Source organism: Sphingomonas sp. IC-11 (genome assembly GCF_021043365.1).
GTDB lineage: Bacteria > Pseudomonadota > Alphaproteobacteria > Sphingomonadales > Sphingomonadaceae > Sphingomonas.
The window spans coordinates 268,901-290,902 of the sequence record NZ_JAJNDU010000004.1; the positions used below are offsets into that span (position 1 = coordinate 268,901).

A 22,002-nucleotide genomic window follows, 5' to 3' on the forward strand; every position below is an offset into this window, starting at 1 on the left:
GGCTGGGGAAGTAGCTTTGCCACCCGTGCCAAACACCCGTGGCGCCACCATGTTTCGACGCTTTGGCGCGCGATCCGAACAATTTGGCAGTTCGCCGGTCTTGCACGACGGATTAGCGCGACGCCGCTCATCGTTGTAGAGCGCGGCGATGATCCGTCTTAGTGACTTGAAACTGCCACTGCATCATGCCGACGAAGCGCTTCCGGCTGCCATTTGCCGCCGCTTGCGGATCACGCCCCGCGAGTTGGTTCGCTTCACAATCGTTCGGCGTGGTCACGACGCGCGCGACAAGAGCAACATCACGCTGGTCTATTCCGTCGACGTTTCAGTCAAGAACGAAGGTGCGGTTCTCGCGCGTTTCCGAAAGGACCGGGATGTTCAGACAACCCCGGACACGCGTTACCATTCGCCGATCACCGCGCCCGCCGATGCCCCCCGCCCAGTCGTTATCGGTGCTGGCCCTTGCGGCCTGTTCGCGGCGCTGATCCTGGCACAGGCCGGTTTCCGACCGATCGTGCTGGAGCGCGGCAAGGTGGTTCGCGAGCGGACAAAGGACACTTGGGGTCTTTGGCGGCGCAGCGAGCTGAACCCGGAATCGAACGTGCAATTCGGCGAGGGCGGTGCCGGCACGTTTTCAGATGGCAAGCTCTACAGCCGCATCAAGGACCCACGGCACCTCAACCGCAAGGTGTTGACCGAGTTCGTGAAGGCGGGCGCTCCCTCGGAAATTCTGACGGAGGCGCATCCCCATATCGGCACCTTCCGCTTGGTGACGATGGTGGAAAGCATGCGTGCCACGATCGAGGAGCTCGGGGGCGAATATCGCTTTTCGACGCGGGTCGACGGCTTCGACATCGAGGCGGACGGCGCCGGCAACCGCCGGCTCCGTGGGCTTCATCTCCACAACGGCGAGTATCTGGCCGCCAACCACGTCGTGCTGGCGATCGGCCACAGCGCGCGCGACACATTCGCCCTGCTGCAGGACGCCGGAGTCTTTGTCGAGGCGAAGCCGTTTTCCATCGGTGTGCGCATCGAACATCCGCAGTCATGGATCGACCGCTCGCGCTTTGGCCATGAAGCCGGCAACCCGATCCTGGGCGCCGCCGAGTACCACATCTCGCACCATTGCTCGAACGGTCGCACCGTGTACAGCTTCTGCATGTGCCCGGGCGGCACGGTGGTGGCGGCAACCTCGGAAGAAGGCCGCGTCGCGACCAACGGCATGAGCCAATATTCCCGCAACGAACGAAATGCGAATTCCGGCTTCGTCGTCGCCATCGATCCCGCACGCGACTATCCCGGTGATCCCCTCGCCGGCATCAAGCTCCAACGTCACTGGGAGGAGCGCGCCTTCGCTGCCGGCGGCAGCAATTATAAGGCCCCGGCGCAGCGCGTGGGTGATTTCCTCGCCGGACGCCCGTCCACGTCGCTGGGGTCAGTGATCCCATCCTACCGCCCTGGCGTTCAGCCGACCGATTTGTCGGAGTGCTTGCCGGACTTCGTGGTTGCCGCGATGCGCGAGGCGCTGCCGGTGTTCGGTCGCCAGATCAAGGATTACGATCATCCCGACGTGGTGATGACCGGCGTCGAAACACGCACCTCCTCGCCGGTTCGCTTTACCCGCGGAGAGGATGGTCAAAGCATCAACACGGCCGGTCTCTTCCCGGCTGGCGAGGGAGCGGGTTACGCCGGCGGCATCCTTTCGGCGGCGGTGGACGGCATCAAGACCGCAGAGGCCGTCGCCAGAAGCATCGTCGCTGGATGACGCTGCTGTTGTTCAACAAGCCTTATGGCGTGCTCAGTCAGTTCACTGACCGCAGCATGCCCGAGGGGCGGGCCACGCTCTCCGACTATATCGACCAGCCTGGCGTTTATCCCGCCGGTCGGCTGGACCGCGACAGTGAGGGCCTGCTGCTGCTGACTGATGACGGGCGATTGCAGGCGCGCATCGCTGACCCGAAGTTCAAACTGCCCAAGACCTATCTCGTCCAGGTAGAGGGCGAGCCTAACGAAGGCACACTCGCCCGCTTGCGTCAGGGCGTGACCCTGAAGGACGGCCCTACGCGTCCCGCCGAAGTGGAGCGCATCGCCGATCCCGCGCTCTGGCCACGCGATCCGCCGATCCGGTATCGCGCCAGCGTCCCCGATTGCTGGCTATCCCTGACGATCCGGGAAGGGCGCAATCGCCAGGTCCGCCGGATGACTGCTGCCGTCGGCCATCCCACACTTCGCCTGGTACGCTGGCGTATCGGTGACTGGACGCTCGCCGATCTGCGCCCCGGCGAGTTCGCGCTGGGGTGAAGATCTTCTTCGACGGCGGACTGCGGCCGGCACCCGCCGGCATGGAGCTGGCGGTGGTCGCCGGCGGGCGCAGCCATGTCGAGCGCGAGCTTGGGCCGGGCACCAGCATGGAAGCGGAATGGCTGGCGCTGATCGCCGCCATGCGGCTGGCCGGGCAACTGGAGCTTGCAGACGCCGTTCTACTTGGCGATGCAGCCGCAGTGATCGATCAGGCCAATGGCCGGGTTAAAGTACCGCGCGTTCATTTGCACCATTTCCAGACCTTTCTGGCATTGCCCCAGCCCCCGCGGTTTCGCCTGCGCCATATCAGGCGGACGCAGAACCTAGCTGGGATCGTCCTCGCGAAGCGCTGACCAGTGTTTTAGCCGCCATCCTCGCGGCACAGCCAGGCGGCGCAGGCAAGATCCTGAACGATGCTGCCGAGCGACTTGTAGAGCGTGACGTCCTGCGCCGCGGTGCGACCCGCCAGCGAGCCGGCAAACACCTCGCCAATCTCCCCCAGCACGTGATCGTCATCGATCGCCCCTTCCGCCTTGGCACGGAGGAACTCGGCTCCCTGGCTCAGCACGCCGGCACGGTGGTCGGCGAAAAAGCGGCTGCGCACCACAAGGTCGGTGGCGATTTCGGCAGGGCCGGCACGGCTCGAACCCACAGCATTGATGTGGCTTCCAGCGCGAACATCGGGCGCGAACAAGATCGGTTCAGCAGCTGCCGTCACGGTGCAGATGATGGCCGCATCGGCCACCGCCTCGCACGGTGAGGGCGCAGTCTCGCACCCGAGCTCCTCCGCCAGCGCAGCCGCGCGAGCGGCATCCCTTCCCCATATGGTGACGCGTTGCAGTGGACGAATCGCCCGGATCGCCAGAATATGGCGCCGCGCCTGCTCCCCCGTGCCCAGCACCGCCAGATGGTTTGCGTCGCCAAGCGCCAGCGCCTGCGTTGCGGCAGCCGATGCCGCCGCCGTACGGATTGCCGTCACTTCCCCAGCGTCAACAACCGCCACCGGGGCGCCGGTCTCAGGATCGAACATGACGATCAATCCCTGGTGCGACATGCCTCCGCGCGTGACATTTCCGGGGAAGACGCTGACGAGCTTCGCACCGAACGATCCCTGGTCCATCGCGCCCGGCATCACCCCGAATGCGTTTCCACCATCCAGATCGATGATCCCGCGCAGCAATTGTCGTGTTCGCCCCTGTGCCAGCGCAATCATCGCCTGCCGGACCAGCGGGACGGCCGCCTCATAGGTCAGCCGCCGGGCGACCTCGCCTGCGTCGATGAACCTGATGTTCATGCGGCGTCGGCCTCGCTCGCGATCCGCCGACGGAACCAGCGGATCAGCAGTGTTGCGTTCAGCAGCATCACGACGCCGTAGATATTCTGCGTCACGGCCAGCGGCAGGCTCCCCAATACCGTTAGCGTCAGGAACAGTGCCAGCGTCGCATTCTGAACGCCCGTCTCGATGGCGAGCGTCATGCGATCACGCGCGTTGAGTCCAAGGAGCCGCCCCACGATCAGGCCGAACGCCATGGCAGCAATGTTGAGCGCATAGATCGCGGGCGTGGCAGCGATCAGATTCTGCACCACCATGTCGAAGCTGACCATGACGGAAAAGCCGATCACCGCCACCAACACGACGAAAGCTGTCGGCCGCAGCCGCTGGGCAATGCGCGCCGCCGCATCCGGCGCGAACCGTCGAACAACCATGCCAAACGCGATCGGTGCCAGCGTGATCCTGGCAAGCTGTCCCATGGTGCTGACGATGTCGAGTTGCGGCACCGCCGCATTGGAACCGTCAAGAAACCAGGGAACCGCCCAGCGCAGCAGGATCGGAATGGTGAACACCGTTACCACGCTCGTCATCAGCGTCAGCACCACCGCCAGCGCCAGATTGCCGCGTCCGACAAAGGTCAGCGCGTTCGAGGTCGTACCGGCAGGACAGATGGAGATGATGAACAGCCCGAGCGCCAGTTCGGGCGACAGGCCGAACAATGCCCCCACGGCGAGGCCAAGCAGCGGCAGCACTAGAAGGTGCGTGGCAAATCCTGCTGCCGCCGCACGGCCGCCGGATAGGATAGCCGCGAAATCCCGCAATGCCAGCGTCAGCCCCATGCTGAACATGATCAGTGCGAGGCCGCACGGCACTATCGTCTGATTGACGAAGGCAATCGCTTCCGGGCTCATGCGCCCCACACGTCGCGTGCGTAGCGGATGAAGTTCATGCCCATGACTTTCTCGATCCGCGCCGCTTTATGGCCGCGCTGTTCGAGCAGCCCGATCAGCTTGCGGAACTGCCCGGGCCCGCTCAGATCCTCGACAAAGGGAAGCGTGTCGGGGTTTTCACCTTTCGCGCCGATGCCGGCCGCGCGGCGCTCCGCAATCTCCTGCCGGATCGCGGCACGATAAGCGATCATGTCGTCTACGGCGGTGGTGCCGCCATCGGTGCCGATCCCGACATGGTCTTCGCCACAGATGTTGATGGCGTGTTCGATGTGGGCAACCACATCGGCGGCGCTGGCGACGCTCTTCGGATTGAGGAACGGCATGAAGTAGATGCCCACAAATCCGCCCCGCTCAGCCACCAATCGCAGTTCCGCATCCGTCTTGTTGCGGGGCAGATCCGTCAGTGCACGGCAGCCGGTATGATTGATCGAGATCGGCTGCGCGGAGTGCCGAGCCGCCTCAAGACAGGTGCGCTCACCGCTATGTGACAGATCCACCATCACCCGATTATGATTCAACCGCTCGATGACGGTTCGGCCGAACGCCGTGACCCCGCCATTCTCCGGCGCCATGGACCCGCTGCCGACGGCGTTCGCCGGATTATAGGTCAACTGGATAACCCGCACGCCAAGGTCAGCAAAAACGTCGGCGCGGCTTGCGTCGTCACCAAGCATGGTTGTGTTCTGGAAACCGTAAATCACGCCAATCCTGCCGGTCTCCCGCGCGCGTAGGATATCGGCGGCCGACGCCACCTTGCTGAGCGAATCAGGCCGCGCCCGAATCCGCCGCTCCCACACGCCGATCTCGCGAACGGTCAGCGCAAACGGATCCTCGGGTCCAGACACATGGCCAAGGGTGATGTTGACTGCGTCCATCCCCGATCCGCGCGCATCCGCTATCACCCGGTCGCTGAGGAGGCTTCGTGGCTCCACTGGCACCGCGCCTTCACCCCGTCTGGCGTTGGGATCGGTGAACCCGCCCAGCGCATTCACGATCAGCGGGTCTGTCTTCGTCTGCGGCTGCGCGATGGCCGGCATGGCACTGGCCCCGATGGCCGCACCGGCAAGTTGCAGGAACGAACGACGATCAGTCACGGCCCAGTTCCTCCGCGGTTACCGGCTTGAAGTCGTCCCTGTGATACGCGCGGCCACGCTTCACCGTCATCAAGACACTGCGCATGTTGGCGATGTCGGTCAGCGGGTTACGGGTAAGCACCACCATGTTGGCGAGCTTGCCGGGCGCGACGGTGCCGATATCCGCCTCCTGACCCATCGCTTTCGCCCCAATGAGAGTGGCGGCCCGGATTGCCTCTGCGGCCTTGAAGCCAGCCTTGCCGACCAGCAGTTCCAGTTCTTCGAACAAGCCGGGATAAGGGGCTCCCGCTTCGGTATCGCCATCGGTGCCTGCGGAGATCTCAACTCCCGCCTGATGCGCCTGGGCCGTGAGCGCAGCGGCCAGGTCGAGCGAGCAATAGGCCGGTCCCCCTCCGGTACGCGCCCGCTTCTCGCCCTCCTGATAGACGCGCAAGGTCGCATCCAGCAGCATGCCGCGCTCCCTCATCGTCGCGAACAGTCCGGCCATCACGGGATTGTTCCGCGCGATAAAGGGCGCAGGATCGATCGCCACGCGCTGCTGGTAGGTGGCTGGCCGCTTGTCGACCGCTTGGTAGGCGAGATAACAGGTGTGTGACACGACGTCCGGACCGGCTGCGATAACATCGGCAGGCGGGGTCGGGAACACCATGCCATGCGCCCAGACCTGCATGTCCTGCCGATGCGCCTCCTTGGTGATCCGGGCGATGAGATCGGCCGGCAGGTTGGCGTAGATCTTGATCGCCGTCGCTCCCGTGCCCTTCGCGCGCGCCACGGCGAGCGGCAGGTCCGACCGGTCATCCACGGCCTGCATCCAGGCGCCGGTGCCCGGCTTCACCCCGGCGCTCACGGCAAGTGTACGCGGGTCATCGAAGAAGCTGGGGCCAGCAAACAGCGCGGCATAGTGTAGATCCGGCGAGGCGATTTCCCCCACCACCGCAGCCCGCGCGATCTCCGCCACTGATCGAAGATCGTCCGCCATGATGCGGGTCGCGGTGATGCCGCTGTACAGGTCGCGGCGCATCAGCGCTTCGGCGCGGCGCCGGTTGGGCGGCGTGGCGATATGCTGGTGGCTGTCGATCAGGCCCGGCAGCAGAAAGCGCCCGGTGAGATCGACGATTTCGGCGCCCTTCAGCATATCCGCCGTGACCTTGGCGTCGGCCAGCACCGCCTCCACGCGCTCCCCGCGCGTTACCACCGTCATGCCGGGCAGCGCCGGGCCGCCAGTACCGTCGATAAGGGTCGCGTGCCGGTAAAGGATCGCCGCCGCTGCCGCTTCGGTTGCCGGCGCGGCCTGAACCGTTGTCGGCACGGCAACCGCCAATGCCGCCATCAAAAGCCTCAAGCGCATCGTCTCCCCCCCTGCTTCCCCCAAGCGAGCCGCTACTAAAAATGCGTCCCTTTGTCATAGCTTCGCTGACGCGCCGGCATTGCGCCAGCGCGATGCTCTTCTTCGGCGATGCAGTTGCTGCATGGCCCGCCCGATCGGACTGTGCTCCGGCGGCGAATTCTCCTTTTCAGCTTAGCTGCAATGTAACATTAGCGAACACAAGTTCGTAATGTGAACATTCTTGAAGAGGGGTTTCAATGTCGGCATTTTTCCTGACTCTGGCGCTGGCAGCCGCGCCAACTGCGCCCACCACCCGGGCAGCAGAACTTCAGATGCCGGCTATCCTGCCGCTCGAGCGGCGCGCCGAGACCGAAGATCGCTGGCTCAAGCTGCGCTTCGAGCAGGTTCTCCCCACGCTGATGCGCCGTGACAAGGTGCAGATGTGGGTGCTCGTCGCGGGCGAGTATAACGAAGATCCCGTGATGGCGACGATGCTGCCTGCCACCTGGCTCCACGCGCGCCGCCGCACCATCCTCGTCTTCTTCGATCCGGGCGAAGGCAAGCCGATCGAGAAGCTCGCCCTCGCCCGTTATCCGGTCGGCGATTTCCAGCCCGCCTGGAACCCGGACGAACAGCCCGATCAATGGGCGGAGCTCGCCAAGATCATCGCCGAGCGCAATCCGGCGACGATCGCGCTGAACCGCTCGGAAGGCTTCCCGCTCGCCGATGGGCTCAGCTCCACCCATTATGAGGCGATCGTCCGCGCGCTCGGGCCCGACATGTCGAAGCGCCTCGTCGCGCACGAACGGTTGGCGCTCGGCTGGCTCGAAACGCGCATCCCGGAGGAGATGGCGACCTATCCGATCGTCTCGCGCATCTCGCACTCGATCATCGAGGAAGGTTTCTCCGAACGCGTCATCACCCCCGGCGTCACCACCTCGGACGATGTCGTCTGGTGGTTCCGCAACCGCATCAACTCGCTCGGCCTCGACACCTGGTTCCAGCCCAGCGTCGCCATCCAGCGCGCCGATGGCGGCAAGTTCAGCGTTCAGGAGATGGGCCACCGTGGCGATACGATCATCATGCCGGGTGACATGCTGCACGTGGATTTCGGCATCACCTATCTCGGGCTCAACACCGACATCCAGCGCCTCGCCTACGTGCTGAAGCCGGGCGAGACCGATGCGCCGAAGGGCCTGAAGGACGGGCTTGCCGCGATGAACCGCGTGCGCGCCGCCACCGTCGCGGCGCTGAAGCCGGGCCGCACCGGCAACGAGGTGCTGGCAGCGGCACGCCGGCAGGTCGAGGCGGAGAAAATCGACGGCACGATCTATTCGCATCCGATCGGCTATCACGGCCATGGCGCGGGCACCTGGATCGGCGCCTGGGAAAGCCAGAAGCCGGCGCCGGGTCGCGGCGATTATCGCATCGATCCGAACACGGCCTGGTCGATCGAGCTGAATGCCCAGCATAACGTGCCCGAATGGGGCAACCAGAAGGTCCGCTTCATGCACGAGGAGGACGGGTTCCTCGCGGCGGACGGCACCTTCCGCTTCCTGGACGGTGCGCAGGACGAATTCATCCTGCTGCCGCGGCCATAGCCACAACGCGTCGTCACCCCGGCCCTGTGCCGGGGTCCAGGCTTTCGCAAACTCCATGGGGCGAGAGGAGCGGCGCCTGCTCCCACCAAAAAAGAAGGGCCCCACCCTACGTCGGGTGAGGCCCAGTTTTGGGCACGGGATTAAGGATCAGCGGCGCCTCAGCGTGCCCCGATCAGGTGAAACTTGGTCTGGCGCCCGTCGATGTAGCGGACGGTCTTGCCGTCGAAGAAGGCGTCTTCCTCGCTCTTGAAATCGACCATCTGGCCGCCCCATTCGGGAACGGCCTTGGTCGCCATCAACTCGATCGACCAAGCGATGTTCGGCCGAAGCTTGTACTCGCCGGTCGGCACGAACTTCTGCTCTTCCGACAGCCCGATCGAGCTGCCCGCGCCGTGGCCGTGATAGCCGATCGGATGCGAATAGATCGTCGGCTTCAGCCCGGCCGCGATCGCCTTGGCGCGCGCACGGTTCAGCACCTCGTTGCCGGTGGCGCCAACGCGGAACTCGCTGGTCACCGCGTCCTGCACGAGGTTGTTGTCGCGCAGGCCCGCCTTGAGCCCGGCGGGCGCATCGGTCTCACCGTCACGCAGCACATAAGCGACGTGCTGCGTATCGGTGCTGAAGTTCAGGTAATGGATGCCGAAGTCGACGCGCAGCATGTCGCCCTTCTGGATCACGCTCGCCTGTTCGCGCAGCACGCCCGGCGTGCCCTTGCGGGTGACTTCGACCGAGGGGTGGAACCACGATGCAAGGCCGAGGTCCGCAACGCGCTGGCGATACCACCAGACGAGATCCTCGTTGGTCGTCACGCCCGGCTTCACCACCGCGGGCGAGAAGCCTTCGCCGATGATCGCATGCGCGACGCGCACGATCTCTGGATAGACCTTCATTTCCTCCGGCGTGCGGGTCTCCAGCCAGCCGATCGCCAGCGGATAGCCGGAGACGATGCGGCTCTGCTGCTCCGGCGTCAGCGCCTTCATCAGATCGGTGTACTGGCTGTGCGTCAGGCCATCGCCGAACGCCGTCAGCGACGAGATGTTGAGCGCGATCTTCTTCGGGTTCCGCTCGGCGATCAGCTCGCGCACGCGCGCGAACTGATCGGGCTGCTTCTCCATGTCCCACACGGGCTGGTACAGATCGCCCATACCGTGCTTGCTGACGACCAGCCGCTCGATCGGCTTGCCCTCGCCCGGATCGAAATAAATGAGGATCGTCCGCCGCCGCGCGCGCAAATTCGTCGCGTTCAGCATCGTCGAGACGACTGGGTCTTCCAGATATTCGCGCGCGATCAGCACCCACATGTCGATGCCGTTCTCGCGCATCAGCTGCGGCAGCACGGTCTCGAAACGGCGCTCCAGCCACGCATCGCGAAGCTGCGCCTGATCGCGCAGGCTCATGATCTTCGGCAGCGCCGGCGACATGGACTGTTCTTCCTGCGCCATTGCCGCGGGCGCGAGCGCCACCATGGCGAACGCCGCAGCGCCGCCCAACAAGCTCTTCAATCGTGGCATTTCAGCCCTCTCCTCTTTTATCCGAACGGCTTGTCGAGCGATGAGGGCGGCTGCGTGAAGAAGCGCGGCCCCTGCTCGGTCATGGTGAAGCAATCCTCGATGCGGATGCCGAACTTGCCCGGCAGGTAGATGCCCGGCTCGTTCGAGAAGCACATGCCCGGCGCGAGCGGCGTGGTTTCGCCATGCACCAGGTTCACCGGCTCGTGCACGTCGAGGCCGATGCCGTGGCCGGTGCGATGCGACAGCCCCGGCAGCGCGTAGCGCGGCCCGTAGCCAAGCTTCTCGTAATAGCTGCGCACCGCGTCATCGACGCTGCCCGCCGGGGCGCCGACCTTGGCCGCGTCCATCGCCACATTCATGCCCTGGCGCATATGGCCGAACACGCGGCGCTGCTCCGCGGTCGGCTCCCCGAACACGAAGGTGCGCGAGACGTCAGAGACATAGCCGTGCATGCTGCAGGTGCAGTCCATCAGCACCACGGTGCCTTCGGTCAGCTTCAGCCGTTCCTTGGAGCCGTGCGGCAGTGCGCTGCCCGGTCCCACCTGCGCGCTGCTCGACGCGCGCTGCCCGCCGAAGCGCTTCAGCTCGCCTTCCATGATCGCGTTGATGTCGTTGCCGGTCATCCCGGCCTGCACCTGGCCGTGGGTGGCGCGATAAGCCGCGATCATGATGTCGTTGGCGCGCTGCAACAGCGCGATCTCGGCCGGGCTCTTGATCATGCGCAGTGCATTGACGGCGCTGGCGCCCGAGACAGTCTTCAGGCCCGGCAGCAGCCGGCGAACGCCATCGACGATGAAGAAGCGCACCGTCTCCTCCACCGCCAGCGTGCCGGCGCCCAGCTTCTTCTCCTTCAGCCAGCCGGCAATCAGCGCGAAGGGGCTTTCGTCCTCCTGCCACACGCGCACTTCGCCGGGCACGTCGAGCATTTCGCGGATCGACGGCTCCTCGAAGAACGGCGTGACGATCAGCACCGGACCCTCGGCCGGGATCACCGCCGCGGTGGTCCGCTCGCTGCGCCACCAGTCGACGCCGGTGAAATAGACGAGGCTCGACCCCGCCTCGACCAGCAGCGCCGACAGGTTGCGGCGGCGAAGCTCCGCCTGCATCCGCGCCAGCCGCGCCTCACGCTCGGCGCGTGAAATAGGCGCGATCGGCGGAAAGGAGGGCCCTGCCGCGCCTTGGGCCAGCAAGCCACCCGGCATGGCGATCAACGCCGCGCCGGCCGCCGCCCCACGCATCACCTCGCGCCGCGCCAGATCGCCGATCACTTGCGGCTCCCCAGATCGCGCAGCAGGTAATCCCAATAGTCCAGCTGCTTCAGATACGCGTCGATCGGCACGCGCTCGTCGGTGCCATGCGCCCGCGCATCATCCGCCTTCAGCGCCAGCGCGCCCGCGCCATAGGTCGGGATGCCCGCCGCGCGGAATTCGCGCCCGTCGGTGCCGCCCGACGACATGCTCGGCTTCAGCTCGACCCCCGGATAGGTCGCGTCCATCGCCTTCTGCAGCCGCGCGAACAAGGCCGGGTTCACCGGCGACGCCGGGCTCGCGACGCCTTCGCCGACCAGCGAAACGGTCAGCTTGTCGTTGCCGACCGCCTGCGCGATCGTCTTCTGCACGTCCTCCACCGACGTGCCGGGGAAGATGCGGCAATTGACGTTGGCGGTCGCATTCTGCGGCAGCGCGTTCGGCGCATTGCCCGCCTGCAGCATCGTCGCCACGCAGGTCGTCCACAGAATGTTCGCCTGGTGCGGATATTTCTCCGCCACCGCCCGCGCCGCGGCATCGTTCGGGTTCGCCATCAGCGTGGTCAGCGCAGCGCCGAGCTCGCCGCCCTTCTCCTTCGCCATGTCGGCGACCATGATGCGGGTGATCTCGTTGAACTCGACCGGGAAGCGAAGCGCCTCCAGCTTGGTCAGCGCACGGGCCAGATCATAGATCGCATTGTCGGCGCGCGGCGCGGAGCTGTGCCCGCCCGAATTCTTCGCGGCGATCGCGAAATTGGCGTAAGTCTTCTCCGCCGCCTGGATGTTGAAGCGATACTTGCCGTCCTCGCCCATCGATCCCGAACCGGCATCGGAATTGAGCGCGAACTCGGCACGCGAGACGAGCGGGTGCTTGGTCAGCGCACGCGTCGTCATCATGCCGCTTTCCTCGTCGCCCGAGAAGGCGAGCAGCAAGTCACGCTCCGGCACGAAGCCCGATTTCTTCAGGCGGATGAAGCTGGCGACCAGCGCCGTCACGCCGGCCTTGTTGTCGGTCGATCCGCGACCATAGATGTAGCCGTCCTTCTCTGTCGGCACATACGGGTCGGTCGACCAATTTTCCTTCAGCGCGTCGACCACGTCCATGTGACCGAGGAACGCGATCGGCTTCGCCTTGACGTTGCGCCCGGCGTAGCGGACGACGAGCCCCGCGGTCTTTTCGCCATCGATCTCGACCGGCACGGTCATGATCTCGTCGGCGGTGAAGCCGGCCTCGCGCAGCCGCTTGGAATAATTCTCGATCAGCGTCGGCACCTGCCCGCGGCCCTTGGCCGTCGGCGTCGCGATCGCCTCCTCCAGCATCTGGCGCGCCATCGCCCGATCGGCGTCCGTCACGGGCGCGGCAGCGGCGCTTATTGCCGCCGTGGAAAGAACAGCCGCCAGCGCAGCACCGGCATACCAACGCACCTTCATCACCTTATCCCCACCCAAAAACGATAACCGGAGGCGTACCATCGCACGCCCCCGGTTCAAGCATCACGATCTGTTAGAAACCGACCGAGGCGCTCAGGAAGAAGTAACGGCCAGCCGCATCGTAGAACTGCGGATAGGTGTTGCCGTTGCCGCCATCCTCGATCGCCGCGGTGGTGGTGAGCGGCGGATCCTTGTCGAACAGGTTGTTGACGCCCGCACGGAAGGTCAGGTCCTTGCGCACTTCGAACGCGGCAGCGAGGTCGAAGTAGCTGCGCGACCCAAGTTCGCGGTTCACTTCGGAGAAGCTGCCGGTCAGCGCTGGCTGGCTGCTGGTCTGCGCAATCTTCACCGAGGACACATAGCGCCACGTACCGGTCAGGCTGAAGCGATCAGCCGGCGACCAGGTGGTCATGAACTTGTGGCGCCATTCGGGCCGCGGACGACCGCAGAGGCCGGCATAAAGCCCCTTGCACTCGTAAACGTCCGCCTCGGGCGAATTGGGCAGCGGAACCGTCTTGTAGGAGTCCAGATAGGTGCCGACCAGGTTGAAGTTCAGCCGCCCGGCGTTGATGCCGAGATCGTTGAGGTTCATCCGGTAATCGACGACCAGGTCGACGCCCTTGGTCTGGAGCGAGCCGGTGTTGACGTTGAAGCGGCGGAAATAGCCGTTCTCGCCCTGCCACAGCGAACCGCTCTCCGGGCTGCGCTGGATCAGGCTGCAGAAATACGGGTCGCCGTTCGCCAGGCAGTTGGCGATCGACAGGTTCGGGTTCACGCTGCCGACGAGGTTCTCCACCTTGATGTCGAAATAATCGACCGAGATCGAGAGACCCGGCACGAAGCGCGGCTCGAACACGGCGCCGAGCGACAGCGTCTTGGCGGTTTCCGGATCCAGATCCGGATTGCCACCGATCAGCGAGTTGAACTGTCCCGCCGGATTGTCGACGATGTTGCCATATTGCCCCGCCGTCACGCCGGTACGCGCGCATTGCGCAAACGTCGCGATCGGGTTCGCGCCGGAGCACGGGTCGTACGAGCCATTGGCATTCTCGGTCAGCTCGACTTCGAACAGCTGCTGGCTGGAGAACAGCTCAATGACGTTGGGCGCACGCACCGCGCGCTGGTACGATCCGCGGAAGCGGAAATCGCGCACCGGCGACCAGTTCAGACCCAGCTTGTAGGTGTCGGTCTTGAACCCGCTGTCATAATCCGAATAGCGGTAAGCGCCCTCGAACGACAGGCTCTGGAAGAACGGCTTGTCCTCGACGATCGGCACGATCAACTCGCCGAACAATTCCTTCACCGCGACCGACCCGCTGATCGGCAGCTCGGGGCTGGCCGCCGCCTGATAGATTTCGTCCGGCTGATAATCGACCGAGTTCTTGCGATATTCATAGCCAAAGGCGACCGCGACACCGTTGTTGGCGAACGGTGAAGTGATGCCCCAATCGCCCAGGTTGCCATCCACCGCGGCAACGATGTTGACGAGGTTGGTGTCGCCGGTGATCGACTTCACCTCCGCGACATAATCCACCGCGTCCTGGCTGGCGGCACCGCTGAAATAGTTAAGCGGCGAGCAGCGCGGATCATTGTTGTTCGGGTTGGCATCGGCATTGATCGCGCAGACGATCTGCCCGGCCGAATTGCGCACCGCGTTGAACGCATTGGCCGTCCGCTGGCGGTTCGCGTCGCCGGAGAAGCGGCTGCGATAGTTCACCTTCGAATAGATGCCGTACACATCGTACTTGAACGGGCCACCGATATCGCCCCGCGCGCCCAGCACGATGCGATAGCTCTGATGCTGGATGTCGTCCTGGCGGTTTCCGCCCTCGACGTTGCGGCGCGCCACCAGCACGCCGGTCGCGACCGACTGCGGCCCAACATAATTACCCTGCGCGTCATAGATGCTGCCGGTGGAAAGGCCACGGCTGGTGCACAGGAAGCTGGCCTGCTGCGCGCTAAGGAACGGATTGTCGCAGTTGATCCCGCTGATGCTGCCGGCACCCACGGTGATACCCGCGCTGTTAGTGCCCGGCGCGATCTGAGCGATCGAGCGGTCCTCCATGAAGCCGACTTCGAGATACGGAGTGAAATTCTCGTTCACCTCGTAATGCGCGTTGGCGCCTAGCGTGTAGCGCTCGTCCGGCCGCTGATAATAGTTATACGGCGCGAAATTGTAGGTGAGCGAACCCGGCACGAACTGGCCATCACGGGTCGCGCGGAACGAGGTAGGCAGCCCGGGAATACGTCCAGCGTTGGTGAAGTTGGCCGGATCATTGGTGGCGGAGCCGCTGCACGAGAACTGGCTGCCGCCCGGACCCGTCGCACCGAGCGCGCAGGCGCTATAGTCATAGTCCTTCTGCAGGATCGCGTTGACCTTGCGATAGGTGGCGTAGCCGGTGACGTTGCCGCGCCCCTCGTCGATGTTGCCGCCGAACACTGCCGACACTTCGGTAGTGAAGCCGTTCCACACGTTCTTGTCGGGCTTCAGATAGGCGCCCGGCACCGCCGCGTTGTTACGGTCGAGCAGGTCGCGAAGCTCATCGCGATCATTGGTGTGCTGATAGCCGCCGATGCTACCGGTGAAGCGAACCCCGCTGAAATTGTCCATCAGCTTGAAGTTCACAACGCCCGCGATCGCGTCCGAACCGTACACCGCCGACGCACCGCCGGTCAGTACTTCGACCGACTGGATCAGCGGCGTCGGCACTTGGTTGATGTCAGACGGAATGTTCTTGGGCGAGCCATAAGGCAGGCGGCGCCCGTTGATCAGCACCAGCGTGCGCGACGGGCTGAGGCCGCGAAGGTCGACCTGCGCCGTTCCTGTCGCTTCGTTGGAATTCGCTGCGCCCTGTGCCGCGAACACCTGCGGCAACTGGTTGACGAGGTCTTCGGTCCGCACGGTACCGCGCACGGCGAATTCCTCGGCCGCAACCGTCGTTACCGGGCTGACGCTTTCGAGGTTGGGCGAGCGGATGCGCGAACCGGTGACGACGATGTCGCCATCGCTTTCGTTCGCGGTTGCTTCGGCCGGGCTTTCCTGAGCCAACGCCGGCATGGCGGCGCCGCTCAGCAGGACGGCGGAGCAGAGCAGTAGTCGACGCAAGTGTGACCTGTTAGCCATCATCAAACTCCCTGAACTTTCTTGTGGATGGCGCCCGTCGCCGGCGTCCCCAGCCGGCGGAGCGACATTGGTTTTCGACCTTATTTGTAACGCCAGCTGGTAAGGTCAGCGCCCTTGGGCGCCGCCGCCTCGATCCGCTTCAGGATCTTGGGCACGTACATCCAGTTGTAGCGCAGGCGGCCGACCGAATTGGGCTGCGTCTTGTCGCCGTTCCAGCAATGTTCGTCGCGATCACCATAAAGGATCTCGCCGCCATAGGCCGGCTGCGCTTTCTTCAGGAAATCTTCCATCAGATAAACGGCATTGTTCAGATAGAAGTTGTCCATGTCGCCGACATAGATGTGGATCTTGCCCTGCAACTTGGGCGCCAGCTTCTGCCAGTCCCGCTCCAGAATGTAGCGCATGTCATAGTTTTCGCGCCAATAGGCCGCGACGCTGGGATCGATCTCGCCGGTCGCCTTGTTCCAGATGCGCTTGGGATATCCGTCCTCGCCCATCGGCGAATACACCGCTTCCCACACGTCCCACTGGCCGCCCGAACGGGTCTTGTCGCCCAGCACCAGCTCGAGCCGGTTCTCGTCCTCGATCGTGTGCGACAGATGGCCGAGGTAATCGCGCTTGCCCGGCTTCGCGACCTTTCCGAACGGGCCGGTCCAGAAATAGGCGTTCTTGTCCTTGTAGATGTCCGTCACCATCGTCTGACGGAAATCGATCGGATCCGGGCAGGCCGCGAAGGCGCCGTTATATTCGTCCGGATAGAAAACCTGCGCCGCCAGCGCTTCCCAGCCGCCGGTCGATCCGCCGTACAGGAACCGCGCCCAGCCCTGGCCGATCCCGCGGAACTTCTTCTCCAGCGCGGGGATGAAGTCGTAGGTGATCGCGTCGCCATACGGGCCGATGTTGGCGGAATTCACCGCATAGCTGTCGTCGTAATACGGGTTCGAATGGTCGATCTCGACGATCAGCATCCGCGGGAAATCGGGCGAGATCCACTTCTGGTAGAAGTCATACGCTTCCTGCTGCTCGGTCCGGGCGTAGCAGGTCTCGTTCTTGAAGCGCTTGTTCGGCTCGCACTTGATGTCTGCATCGGGCGGCGTGGTGCGGAAACCGCCGAAGTCCTCGGGAAAATGCCCGTGGAAGATTGCGATCGGGTAGCGCGCTTCGGGATGCTTGTCGAAATCCTTGGGCACCAGCACGTGACCGCGCATGTAGACGTCACGGCCCCAGAACTTTGACAGCCGCTCGGACTTAAACTTGAAATGCCGGACGAACTCAGTGTCCTTCGGCTCCTCAACCGGCCCGATCACGTCGGTCAGCGCGACCTTGATCTCGCCGGGCCGCTTCGGATCGAAGTTCACCTTCATCGGCTTGCTGATGATGTTGCCCGGCTCCTTGCGCCAGTTCTGCCCCGCACCGCGTGCGGCAGGCAGCTTCACCACTTTGCCGTTGCCAAGCTTGAACGTGTCGTACTTATGCAGAACGGCCTGCACCGTGTACATGCCGGCCGGAATGTCGGCGAGGCTGCGCCCCGGATAGCCCAGCACGTCCTTGCCGATCACGCGCGCCTGGCGATTGCGGAAATTCTCGACCTGAAGGCCGAACACCTGCGCGGCGTCATGGCTTGCATCGACCTGGAACCGCGGCTCGCTCTTGTCGTCCGCGGCCAGAACCAGGATCACGCGCCCTTCATAGGCGGGATCCTTCGCGGCGGGCGCCGACAGCTCGACCCGAAAATCCTCTGCATGCAACGCATGCGTCCCCAGCGTCAGCGCCGCCAGTGCAGCGCCGACCGCGAACGTCTTTCGCATGTCCCATCCCCTTAAGCCGGCAAGCTCCCCGCTCCGCCGCACCTCGGATTTGCCGCACAAAGATCCATTGTCAACGCATTTTTGATCGCATAGCGAACGTGCGTTGCCATAGCGAACACAAATAGTGCCGTTTCGGCCCTGGGCTTCGAAGCCCGACCCTCAGTTTATTGCTTGATACTTCAATGTGTTTCCCGTTTCCGCGATGGCTTGTTAGCCACGCGGCAGAAATTCCGGAGGATGTACATCATGTCAGCCAGTGCCGCCGACCAGATCGCGGAGGACGATGTCGCCTCGCTTTCCGGCGAGTCAGATGACGGCGATCGCGACTATGTCGCCTCGCTGGCGCGTGGGCTGGAGGTAATCTGCGCCTTCACTCGCGATACCCCCTCGATGACCCTGAGCGACGTGGCCAAGGTGACAGGCATGTCGCGCGCGACCACGCGTCGCCTTCTGCTCACCCTGGTGCGGGAGGGTTATGCGGAGAAACGTGACCGCCACTTCTCATTGCGGCCCAAGGTACTGCAGCTTGGCTATTCCGCGCTGTCGTCGGTCGGCATTCTCGACATCGTTCAGCCGGTGATGAACGCATTGTCGCAGCGGACGCAGGAATCGATTTACACCGCCGTCCTGACCGGTGATGACGTGACGTATCTCGCGCGCTCAACGCCTGATCGCGTGATTTCCGTGAGCATCAACATCGGCAACCGTTTGCCCGCTTATGCGGTGTCCACGGGCCGCGTGCTGCTGGCGGGTGAAAGCGACGAGGCGCTGGAGCGGTACTTCGACCGCATCAAGCTGGAGAAGCACACGTCCAACACCGTCCGCTCGGTGAAGCAATTACGCGACATCATCGCCGAGACGCGAGAGCTCGGCTATTCGCTGGTGGACGAGGAACTGGAGGTCGGCGTGCGGTCGCTCTCCGTGCCGATCTACGACGCCACAGGCCACGTGATCGCGGCGCTGAACGCCTGTTGCCCTTCCATGCGCTTCCCGGTCGAGGACATGCGCGAAAAGCTCGTGCCGGAGCTTCGCGCCGCGGCGCAAAGCATCAACGAGCGGTTCCAGCAGAAATAGGCCGACGCCGCCTGGACGGCGTCGGCAGTCCGGGTCAGGCTGCGACTTCTTCTTCCACGAAGCCTTTCCAGTTGCGCATGTAGGTCACGAATTGCGGGCTAAGCCCCTCATCCAGCAGATGCTGAGCCGTGACGGGCAGCGCTGGTGACACATAGTCGGCGTCGCGGCGGACGCGTTCGGGGAAATCGTGCCGCAGGATGGCACCCCGTCCGATCACCACAAAGTCGCAGCCGCTCTCGAGCACACCTGCCGCCTCACGCCCGGTCATCACCTTGCCGGCCGCCCCGAGCCGAACCTCGCCCCGTGGCAGTTCGGTGAAGTAGCTCATCAGGGAACGGCCTTGGAACTCTTCTTCAACCGGCTCCTTGGCGACGTCCCAAAGCGACATGTCGAGGTAATCGATGTCCTCCTTGCGCAGCAGCTCGGCCGCGAGGTCGCGAATTTCGGCCAGCTTCAGGCCGAAACGCTCCGGAGAAAGCCGCAGCCCAACCTGGAAGTCACTCCCGCAGGCCGATCTGATGCCATCGATAATTTCGAAAAGGAGCCGGGACCGGTTCTCGAGGCTGCCGCCATAACGATCGTCGCGTTTGTTGATCTCAGCCGACAGGAATTGCGCGAGGATATACCCATGAGCGCCGTGGATCTCCACACCGTCGAAGCCGGCCTTCTCCGAACGCTGTGCCGCGGCAATGAAATCTTCCCGCAGGCGTTCAACCTCAGCCAAGGTCAAACTGCGGGCTCCCGTAGCTGGGTCGTCCGATGGGCAGACCGGCGTTCCAACCAGTTCCTTGGGCGAACGATTTCCCGCGTGATGCAGCTGGACTGAAGAGATCGAGCCTTCAGCACGGATCGCCGACGCAAGACGGGTCAATCCCTCGAGATGCCGATCGTCAAAAACCCCAAGCTGGCCGGCAAACCCCTGCCCTGCCGCCTGAACATGCGCTGCTGCGGTCATGGTGATGCCGAATCCACCCTTTGCCCGCATGGTGAGCCAATGGTGCTCTTCTTGCGAAAGCCGACCATCATCGTGGCTCTGCTGGTTCGTCAACGGCGCCAGCATGAAACGGTTCTTCATCGCCGGACCGCGCTTCAGCGTGAGTGGTTCAAACAACTCATTCACAGCCACATTCGTCTCCTCGAGTTCGTTGGTCGCTATCGTATGGCGGACAATATGTGGTTCGATCGGGATCAGCCAAGCCATGGCCGGGGATGAACCGCAATCCTTGGCAGCGGGCGCTGATCGGCTACAAGCCGGCACCAAGCACCCGGAGGCCCCTGATGACATCTCCCACCGAACGCGGCGGCACGGATCGCGCTCCGTTCGTCATCGGTCACCACGACGGTGTGTTTCTATCTGTCCAGTATCTGCGCGGCATCGCTTCGCTGATGGTGCTGCTCTACCATGCGGGCTACGATCTGAACCTCATCACGGAGGGTAGCCGGCCACATTGGCTCGCGTCCGGGGTAGACATCTTTTTCGTTATCAGTGGGTTCGTGATGGTGGCGTCCACAGCCACGCGCCCGGTCACCGCGCAAGCCTTCTTGGCCTCACGGATCGCGCGCGTCGTGCCGTTCTACTGGCTGGCGACGATCGTGATGATCGGCATCATCGCGCTCCGCGGCCAGGCACTCCCCTCCATTCAGGAGGTGGTCCTGTCCTTCCTCTTCATTTTCTACTTCAATGAGCGAGCGCAGGACACCAGTCCGATCCTTGGTCCGGGTTGGACCCTGAACTACGAAATCTACTTCTATCTCGTGTTTGCGGCGCTAATCCGTTTGCCGGTGCCCAGACGGATCGCCGTGATGGCGGTGCTGTTCGTCGTCGTCGCTGCCCTCCGCCCGCTGGCGCCGGCCGATAACGCCTTCCTCACGCGAATGACGAGTCCGATCCCGCTTGAGTTCGTCGCGGGCATGGTGATCGGATACTATCGCGCGCGGATCATGCGCGCACCAGCAATCGCCGGTCTCGCAGCAATCGGCCTTGGCTTTGCCGCACTTGCCCTTCTCGATCCACCGCTCCCTCGCGTCGCCTTCTTCGCGCCGCCAGCCGTCCTGATCGTGTTCGGCGGCGTGGTTCTGGAGCGGCATGTCAGCCGGCCGCAGCTCGGTGTGCTGGGCTACCTGGGGGACTCCAGCTACAGCCTCTATCTCACTCACCCGCTTCTGCTCGCGTGCCTAACGCCGATCAGCATCGCGCCCCATCTTGCACTACCGTTGGCTTTCTTGATCGTGGCGGGCTCAATCGCCATCGGCTTTGCGGCCTATTACTGGGTAGAAGTTCCCGCCACTCGCGCGGCGCGTCTGCTGCTGGGCGGGGCACGGGCGCGTCCAGCGGTCCGAGGCGCAAAGGGAATGACGCCGACGGTTGATTGATCCTCACGATCCATGACTGTAGCGCCAGGTTAGTTCCAAACCGCAACAAGCAGGATGTCTAGGTGAAGTGGTTTCGTCTCCTGCTCGCAATCCTGGCATTGGCGCTCGTGGGCCTCGGTCTGTTCGTGTGGGGAACCCGTCCAACGCCGGGTGCCGGTCAAATTGTGCTGCCGGCGAAAACTCCGTTCACCAAAGGATCATATTTCGCCTTCGCCATGCCTTGGGGCGGCGAAATGGTAAGGGTATTGAAGCCTTGGTCCCCGCATGCGGATTCGATCGTCATCGACCTCGATCGCTTTCCTGCGAAAACAAAGGTGCACTGGCGCTGGCCGCCGGTGAGCGCCGGCTTCGGCCCCGGCGTCTGGGGCTATAACGCTGTCATGTATGGCAATTACGACGGGGGTGAGCCGGAACGTCCGATCGCACCCATCCGGATGCGTGACCTGCGCGAACTCCGCCAAAGCTTTGGCTGGACGATCGACAATCGCTTCGGCGACGGCAATGTCCTGACGGAATTCTACCTCCGATCGAGCACAACGGACGTCCACGCCAAAGTGATCGAGATCGGCTGGTTCTTCCACATGCCGGACAGTACGCGCGCATTCTTCGATGGCTCTGCGCCCGTAGGTGTGTTTGTCGACGATCAGAAGCGGCGGTGGATGGTGCGAATGGCGGACAAGTTCTGCATGTTCGCACCGGAGAAGCCAGGCGATCTGCGCGACGGAACGCTCGACATGCTGCCGGCGCTCGAATGGCTCCGGCAGAAGGGAAAAATCACCGGCAACGAGTGGATGTCCGGCGTTGCCATCGGGGTCGAGCCGGTGCGCGGCCTCGGTAGCTTGTCGATTGACCGTTGGTCGGTCACGATGCGGTAAACTCCGGCGACGAC

17 protein-coding genes are annotated in these 22,002 nt (G+C 63.9%); 7 read left to right on the forward strand and 10 right to left on the reverse strand.

Features of this window, described 5'->3' with window-relative positions; translation table 11 throughout:
- Positions 1–148: 148 nt before the first annotated feature.
- From LQ954_RS13690 to LQ954_RS13700, 3 genes are read left to right on the forward strand one after another with little or no spacing between them, the layout of a single operon-like run.
- Complete coding sequence (locus tag LQ954_RS13690) at positions 149–1,765, forward strand: NAD(P)/FAD-dependent oxidoreductase (RefSeq protein WP_231023607.1); 1,617 nt, start codon at positions 149–151, stop codon at positions 1,763–1,765.
- Entirely contained in the window at positions 1,762–2,301 is a 540-nt protein-coding gene (locus LQ954_RS13695; RefSeq protein ID WP_231023608.1) for a pseudouridine synthase, read from the forward strand. Before LQ954_RS13690 ends, LQ954_RS13695 begins: the two co-directional genes overlap by 4 nt.
- Positions 2,298–2,654, forward strand: coding sequence for a reverse transcriptase-like protein (locus LQ954_RS13700; protein WP_231023609.1), 357 nt, complete (start codon positions 2,298–2,300; stop codon positions 2,652–2,654). The genes LQ954_RS13695 and LQ954_RS13700 overlap by 4 nt, the downstream gene beginning before the upstream one ends.
- Positions 2,655–2,662: 8 nt before the next feature.
- On the opposite strand, the gene LQ954_RS13705 is transcribed toward LQ954_RS13700, so the two are convergent.
- The 4 genes from LQ954_RS13705 to LQ954_RS13720 are packed head-to-tail and all read right to left on the reverse strand — an operon-like array spanning position 2,663 to position 6,948.
- A complete protein-coding gene (locus tag LQ954_RS13705; RefSeq protein WP_231023611.1) occupies positions 2,663–3,595 on the reverse strand; it encodes an ornithine cyclodeaminase family protein in 933 nt (310 codons plus the stop codon).
- Entirely contained in the window at positions 3,592–4,485 is an 894-nt protein-coding gene (locus LQ954_RS13710; protein WP_231023612.1) for a bile acid:sodium symporter family protein, read from the reverse strand. Before LQ954_RS13710 ends, LQ954_RS13705 begins: the two co-directional genes overlap by 4 nt.
- On the reverse strand, positions 4,482–5,618 hold the full coding sequence (locus tag LQ954_RS13715; RefSeq protein WP_321576568.1) for a dipeptidase: 1,137 nt from the start codon (positions 5,616–5,618) through the stop codon (positions 4,482–4,484). Before LQ954_RS13715 ends, LQ954_RS13710 begins: the two co-directional genes overlap by 4 nt.
- Positions 5,611–6,948, reverse strand: a complete 1,338-nt coding sequence (locus LQ954_RS13720) for an amidohydrolase family protein (protein WP_231023613.1) — start codon at positions 6,946–6,948, stop codon at positions 5,611–5,613. The genes LQ954_RS13715 and LQ954_RS13720 overlap by 8 nt, the downstream gene beginning before the upstream one ends.
- Before the next feature lie 254 nt (positions 6,949–7,202).
- Here LQ954_RS13720 and LQ954_RS13725 point away from each other — a divergent pair, with 254 nt between their 5' ends.
- On the forward strand, positions 7,203–8,546 hold the full coding sequence (locus tag LQ954_RS13725) for a M24 family metallopeptidase (protein ID WP_231023614.1): 1,344 nt from the start codon (positions 7,203–7,205) through the stop codon (positions 8,544–8,546).
- Between the two features lie 158 nt (positions 8,547–8,704).
- On the opposite strand, the gene LQ954_RS13730 is transcribed toward LQ954_RS13725, so the two are convergent.
- The 5 genes from LQ954_RS13730 to LQ954_RS13750 all read right to left on the reverse strand — a co-directional run bounded on the left by LQ954_RS13730 (position 8,705) and on the right by LQ954_RS13750 (position 17,666).
- The gene (locus LQ954_RS13730) at positions 8,705–10,057 is read right to left on the reverse strand and encodes a M24 family metallopeptidase (protein ID WP_231023615.1); all 1,353 of its coding nucleotides are present in this window, start codon (positions 10,055–10,057) and stop codon (positions 8,705–8,707) included.
- Positions 10,058–10,074: 17 nt separating this feature from the next.
- The gene (locus tag LQ954_RS13735; RefSeq protein WP_231023616.1) at positions 10,075–11,325 is read right to left on the reverse strand and encodes a M24 family metallopeptidase; all 1,251 of its coding nucleotides are present in this window, start codon (positions 11,323–11,325) and stop codon (positions 10,075–10,077) included.
- On the reverse strand, positions 11,322–12,734 hold the full coding sequence (locus LQ954_RS13740) for a M20/M25/M40 family metallo-hydrolase (protein ID WP_231023617.1): 1,413 nt from the start codon (positions 12,732–12,734) through the stop codon (positions 11,322–11,324). Before LQ954_RS13740 ends, LQ954_RS13735 begins: the two co-directional genes overlap by 4 nt.
- 73 nt (positions 12,735–12,807) lie before the next feature.
- Positions 12,808–15,840, reverse strand: a complete 3,033-nt coding sequence (locus tag LQ954_RS13745; RefSeq protein ID WP_231023618.1) for a TonB-dependent receptor domain-containing protein — start codon at positions 15,838–15,840, stop codon at positions 12,808–12,810.
- A gap of 98 nt (positions 15,841–15,938) precedes the next feature.
- Positions 15,939–17,666: a hypothetical protein gene (locus LQ954_RS13750; RefSeq protein ID WP_231023619.1), complete on the reverse strand. Its 1,728-nt coding sequence runs from the start codon at positions 17,664–17,666 to the stop codon at positions 15,939–15,941.
- A 246-nt stretch (positions 17,667–17,912) separates the two neighbouring features.
- On the opposite strand from LQ954_RS13750, the gene LQ954_RS13755 reads away from it, so the two are divergent.
- Entirely contained in the window at positions 17,913–18,740 is an 828-nt protein-coding gene (locus LQ954_RS13755) for an IclR family transcriptional regulator domain-containing protein (protein ID WP_231023620.1), read from the forward strand.
- A gap of 34 nt (positions 18,741–18,774) precedes the next feature.
- Here the strand turns inward: LQ954_RS13755 and LQ954_RS13760 are convergent, their stop codons facing one another.
- Positions 18,775–19,941 (reverse strand): NADH:flavin oxidoreductase, encoded by a 1,167-nt coding sequence (locus tag LQ954_RS13760; protein WP_231023622.1) that lies wholly within the window; start codon positions 19,939–19,941, stop codon positions 18,775–18,777.
- 77 nt (positions 19,942–20,018) lie between these two features.
- On the opposite strand from LQ954_RS13760, the gene LQ954_RS13765 reads away from it, so the two are divergent.
- Together LQ954_RS13765 and LQ954_RS13770 are read left to right on the forward strand one after the other, a co-directional pair.
- Positions 20,019–21,113 (forward strand): acyltransferase family protein, encoded by a 1,095-nt coding sequence (locus LQ954_RS13765; protein WP_231023623.1) that lies wholly within the window; start codon positions 20,019–20,021, stop codon positions 21,111–21,113.
- A 62-nt stretch (positions 21,114–21,175) separates the two neighbouring features.
- Positions 21,176–21,988, forward strand: a complete 813-nt coding sequence (locus tag LQ954_RS13770) for a hypothetical protein (RefSeq protein ID WP_231023624.1) — start codon at positions 21,176–21,178, stop codon at positions 21,986–21,988.
- Positions 21,989–22,002 lie beyond the last annotated feature (14 nt).

Bases quoted from the DNA above. Each gene is read 5' to 3' on its own strand.
- LQ954_RS13695 (WP_231023608.1), top strand. From the start codon at position 1,762: ATGACGCTGCTGTTGTTCAACAAGCCTTATGGCGTGCTCAGTCAGTTC.
- LQ954_RS13720 (WP_231023613.1), bottom strand. From the start codon at position 6,948: ATGGCGGCATTGGCGGTTGCCGTGCCGACAACGGTTCAGGCCGCGCCG.
- LQ954_RS13725 (WP_231023614.1), top strand. From the start codon at position 7,203: ATGTCGGCATTTTTCCTGACTCTGGCGCTGGCAGCCGCGCCAACTGCG.
- LQ954_RS13710 (WP_231023612.1), bottom strand. From the start codon at position 4,485: ATGAGCCCGGAAGCGATTGCCTTCGTCAATCAGACGATAGTGCCGTGC.
- LQ954_RS13750 (WP_231023619.1), bottom strand. From the start codon at position 17,666: ATGCGAAAGACGTTCGCGGTCGGCGCTGCACTGGCGGCGCTGACGCTG.
- LQ954_RS13705 (WP_231023611.1), bottom strand. From the start codon at position 3,595: ATGAACATCAGGTTCATCGACGCAGGCGAGGTCGCCCGGCGGCTGACC.
- LQ954_RS13730 (WP_231023615.1), bottom strand. From the start codon at position 10,057: ATGCCACGATTGAAGAGCTTGTTGGGCGGCGCTGCGGCGTTCGCCATG.
- LQ954_RS13690 (WP_231023607.1), top strand. From the start codon at position 149: ATGATCCGTCTTAGTGACTTGAAACTGCCACTGCATCATGCCGACGAA.
- LQ954_RS13765 (WP_231023623.1), top strand. From the start codon at position 20,019: ATGACATCTCCCACCGAACGCGGCGGCACGGATCGCGCTCCGTTCGTC.
- LQ954_RS13755 (WP_231023620.1), top strand. From the start codon at position 17,913: ATGTCAGCCAGTGCCGCCGACCAGATCGCGGAGGACGATGTCGCCTCG.
- LQ954_RS13740 (WP_231023617.1), bottom strand. From the start codon at position 12,734: ATGAAGGTGCGTTGGTATGCCGGTGCTGCGCTGGCGGCTGTTCTTTCC.
- LQ954_RS13760 (WP_231023622.1), bottom strand. From the start codon at position 19,941: ATGGCTTGGCTGATCCCGATCGAACCACATATTGTCCGCCATACGATA.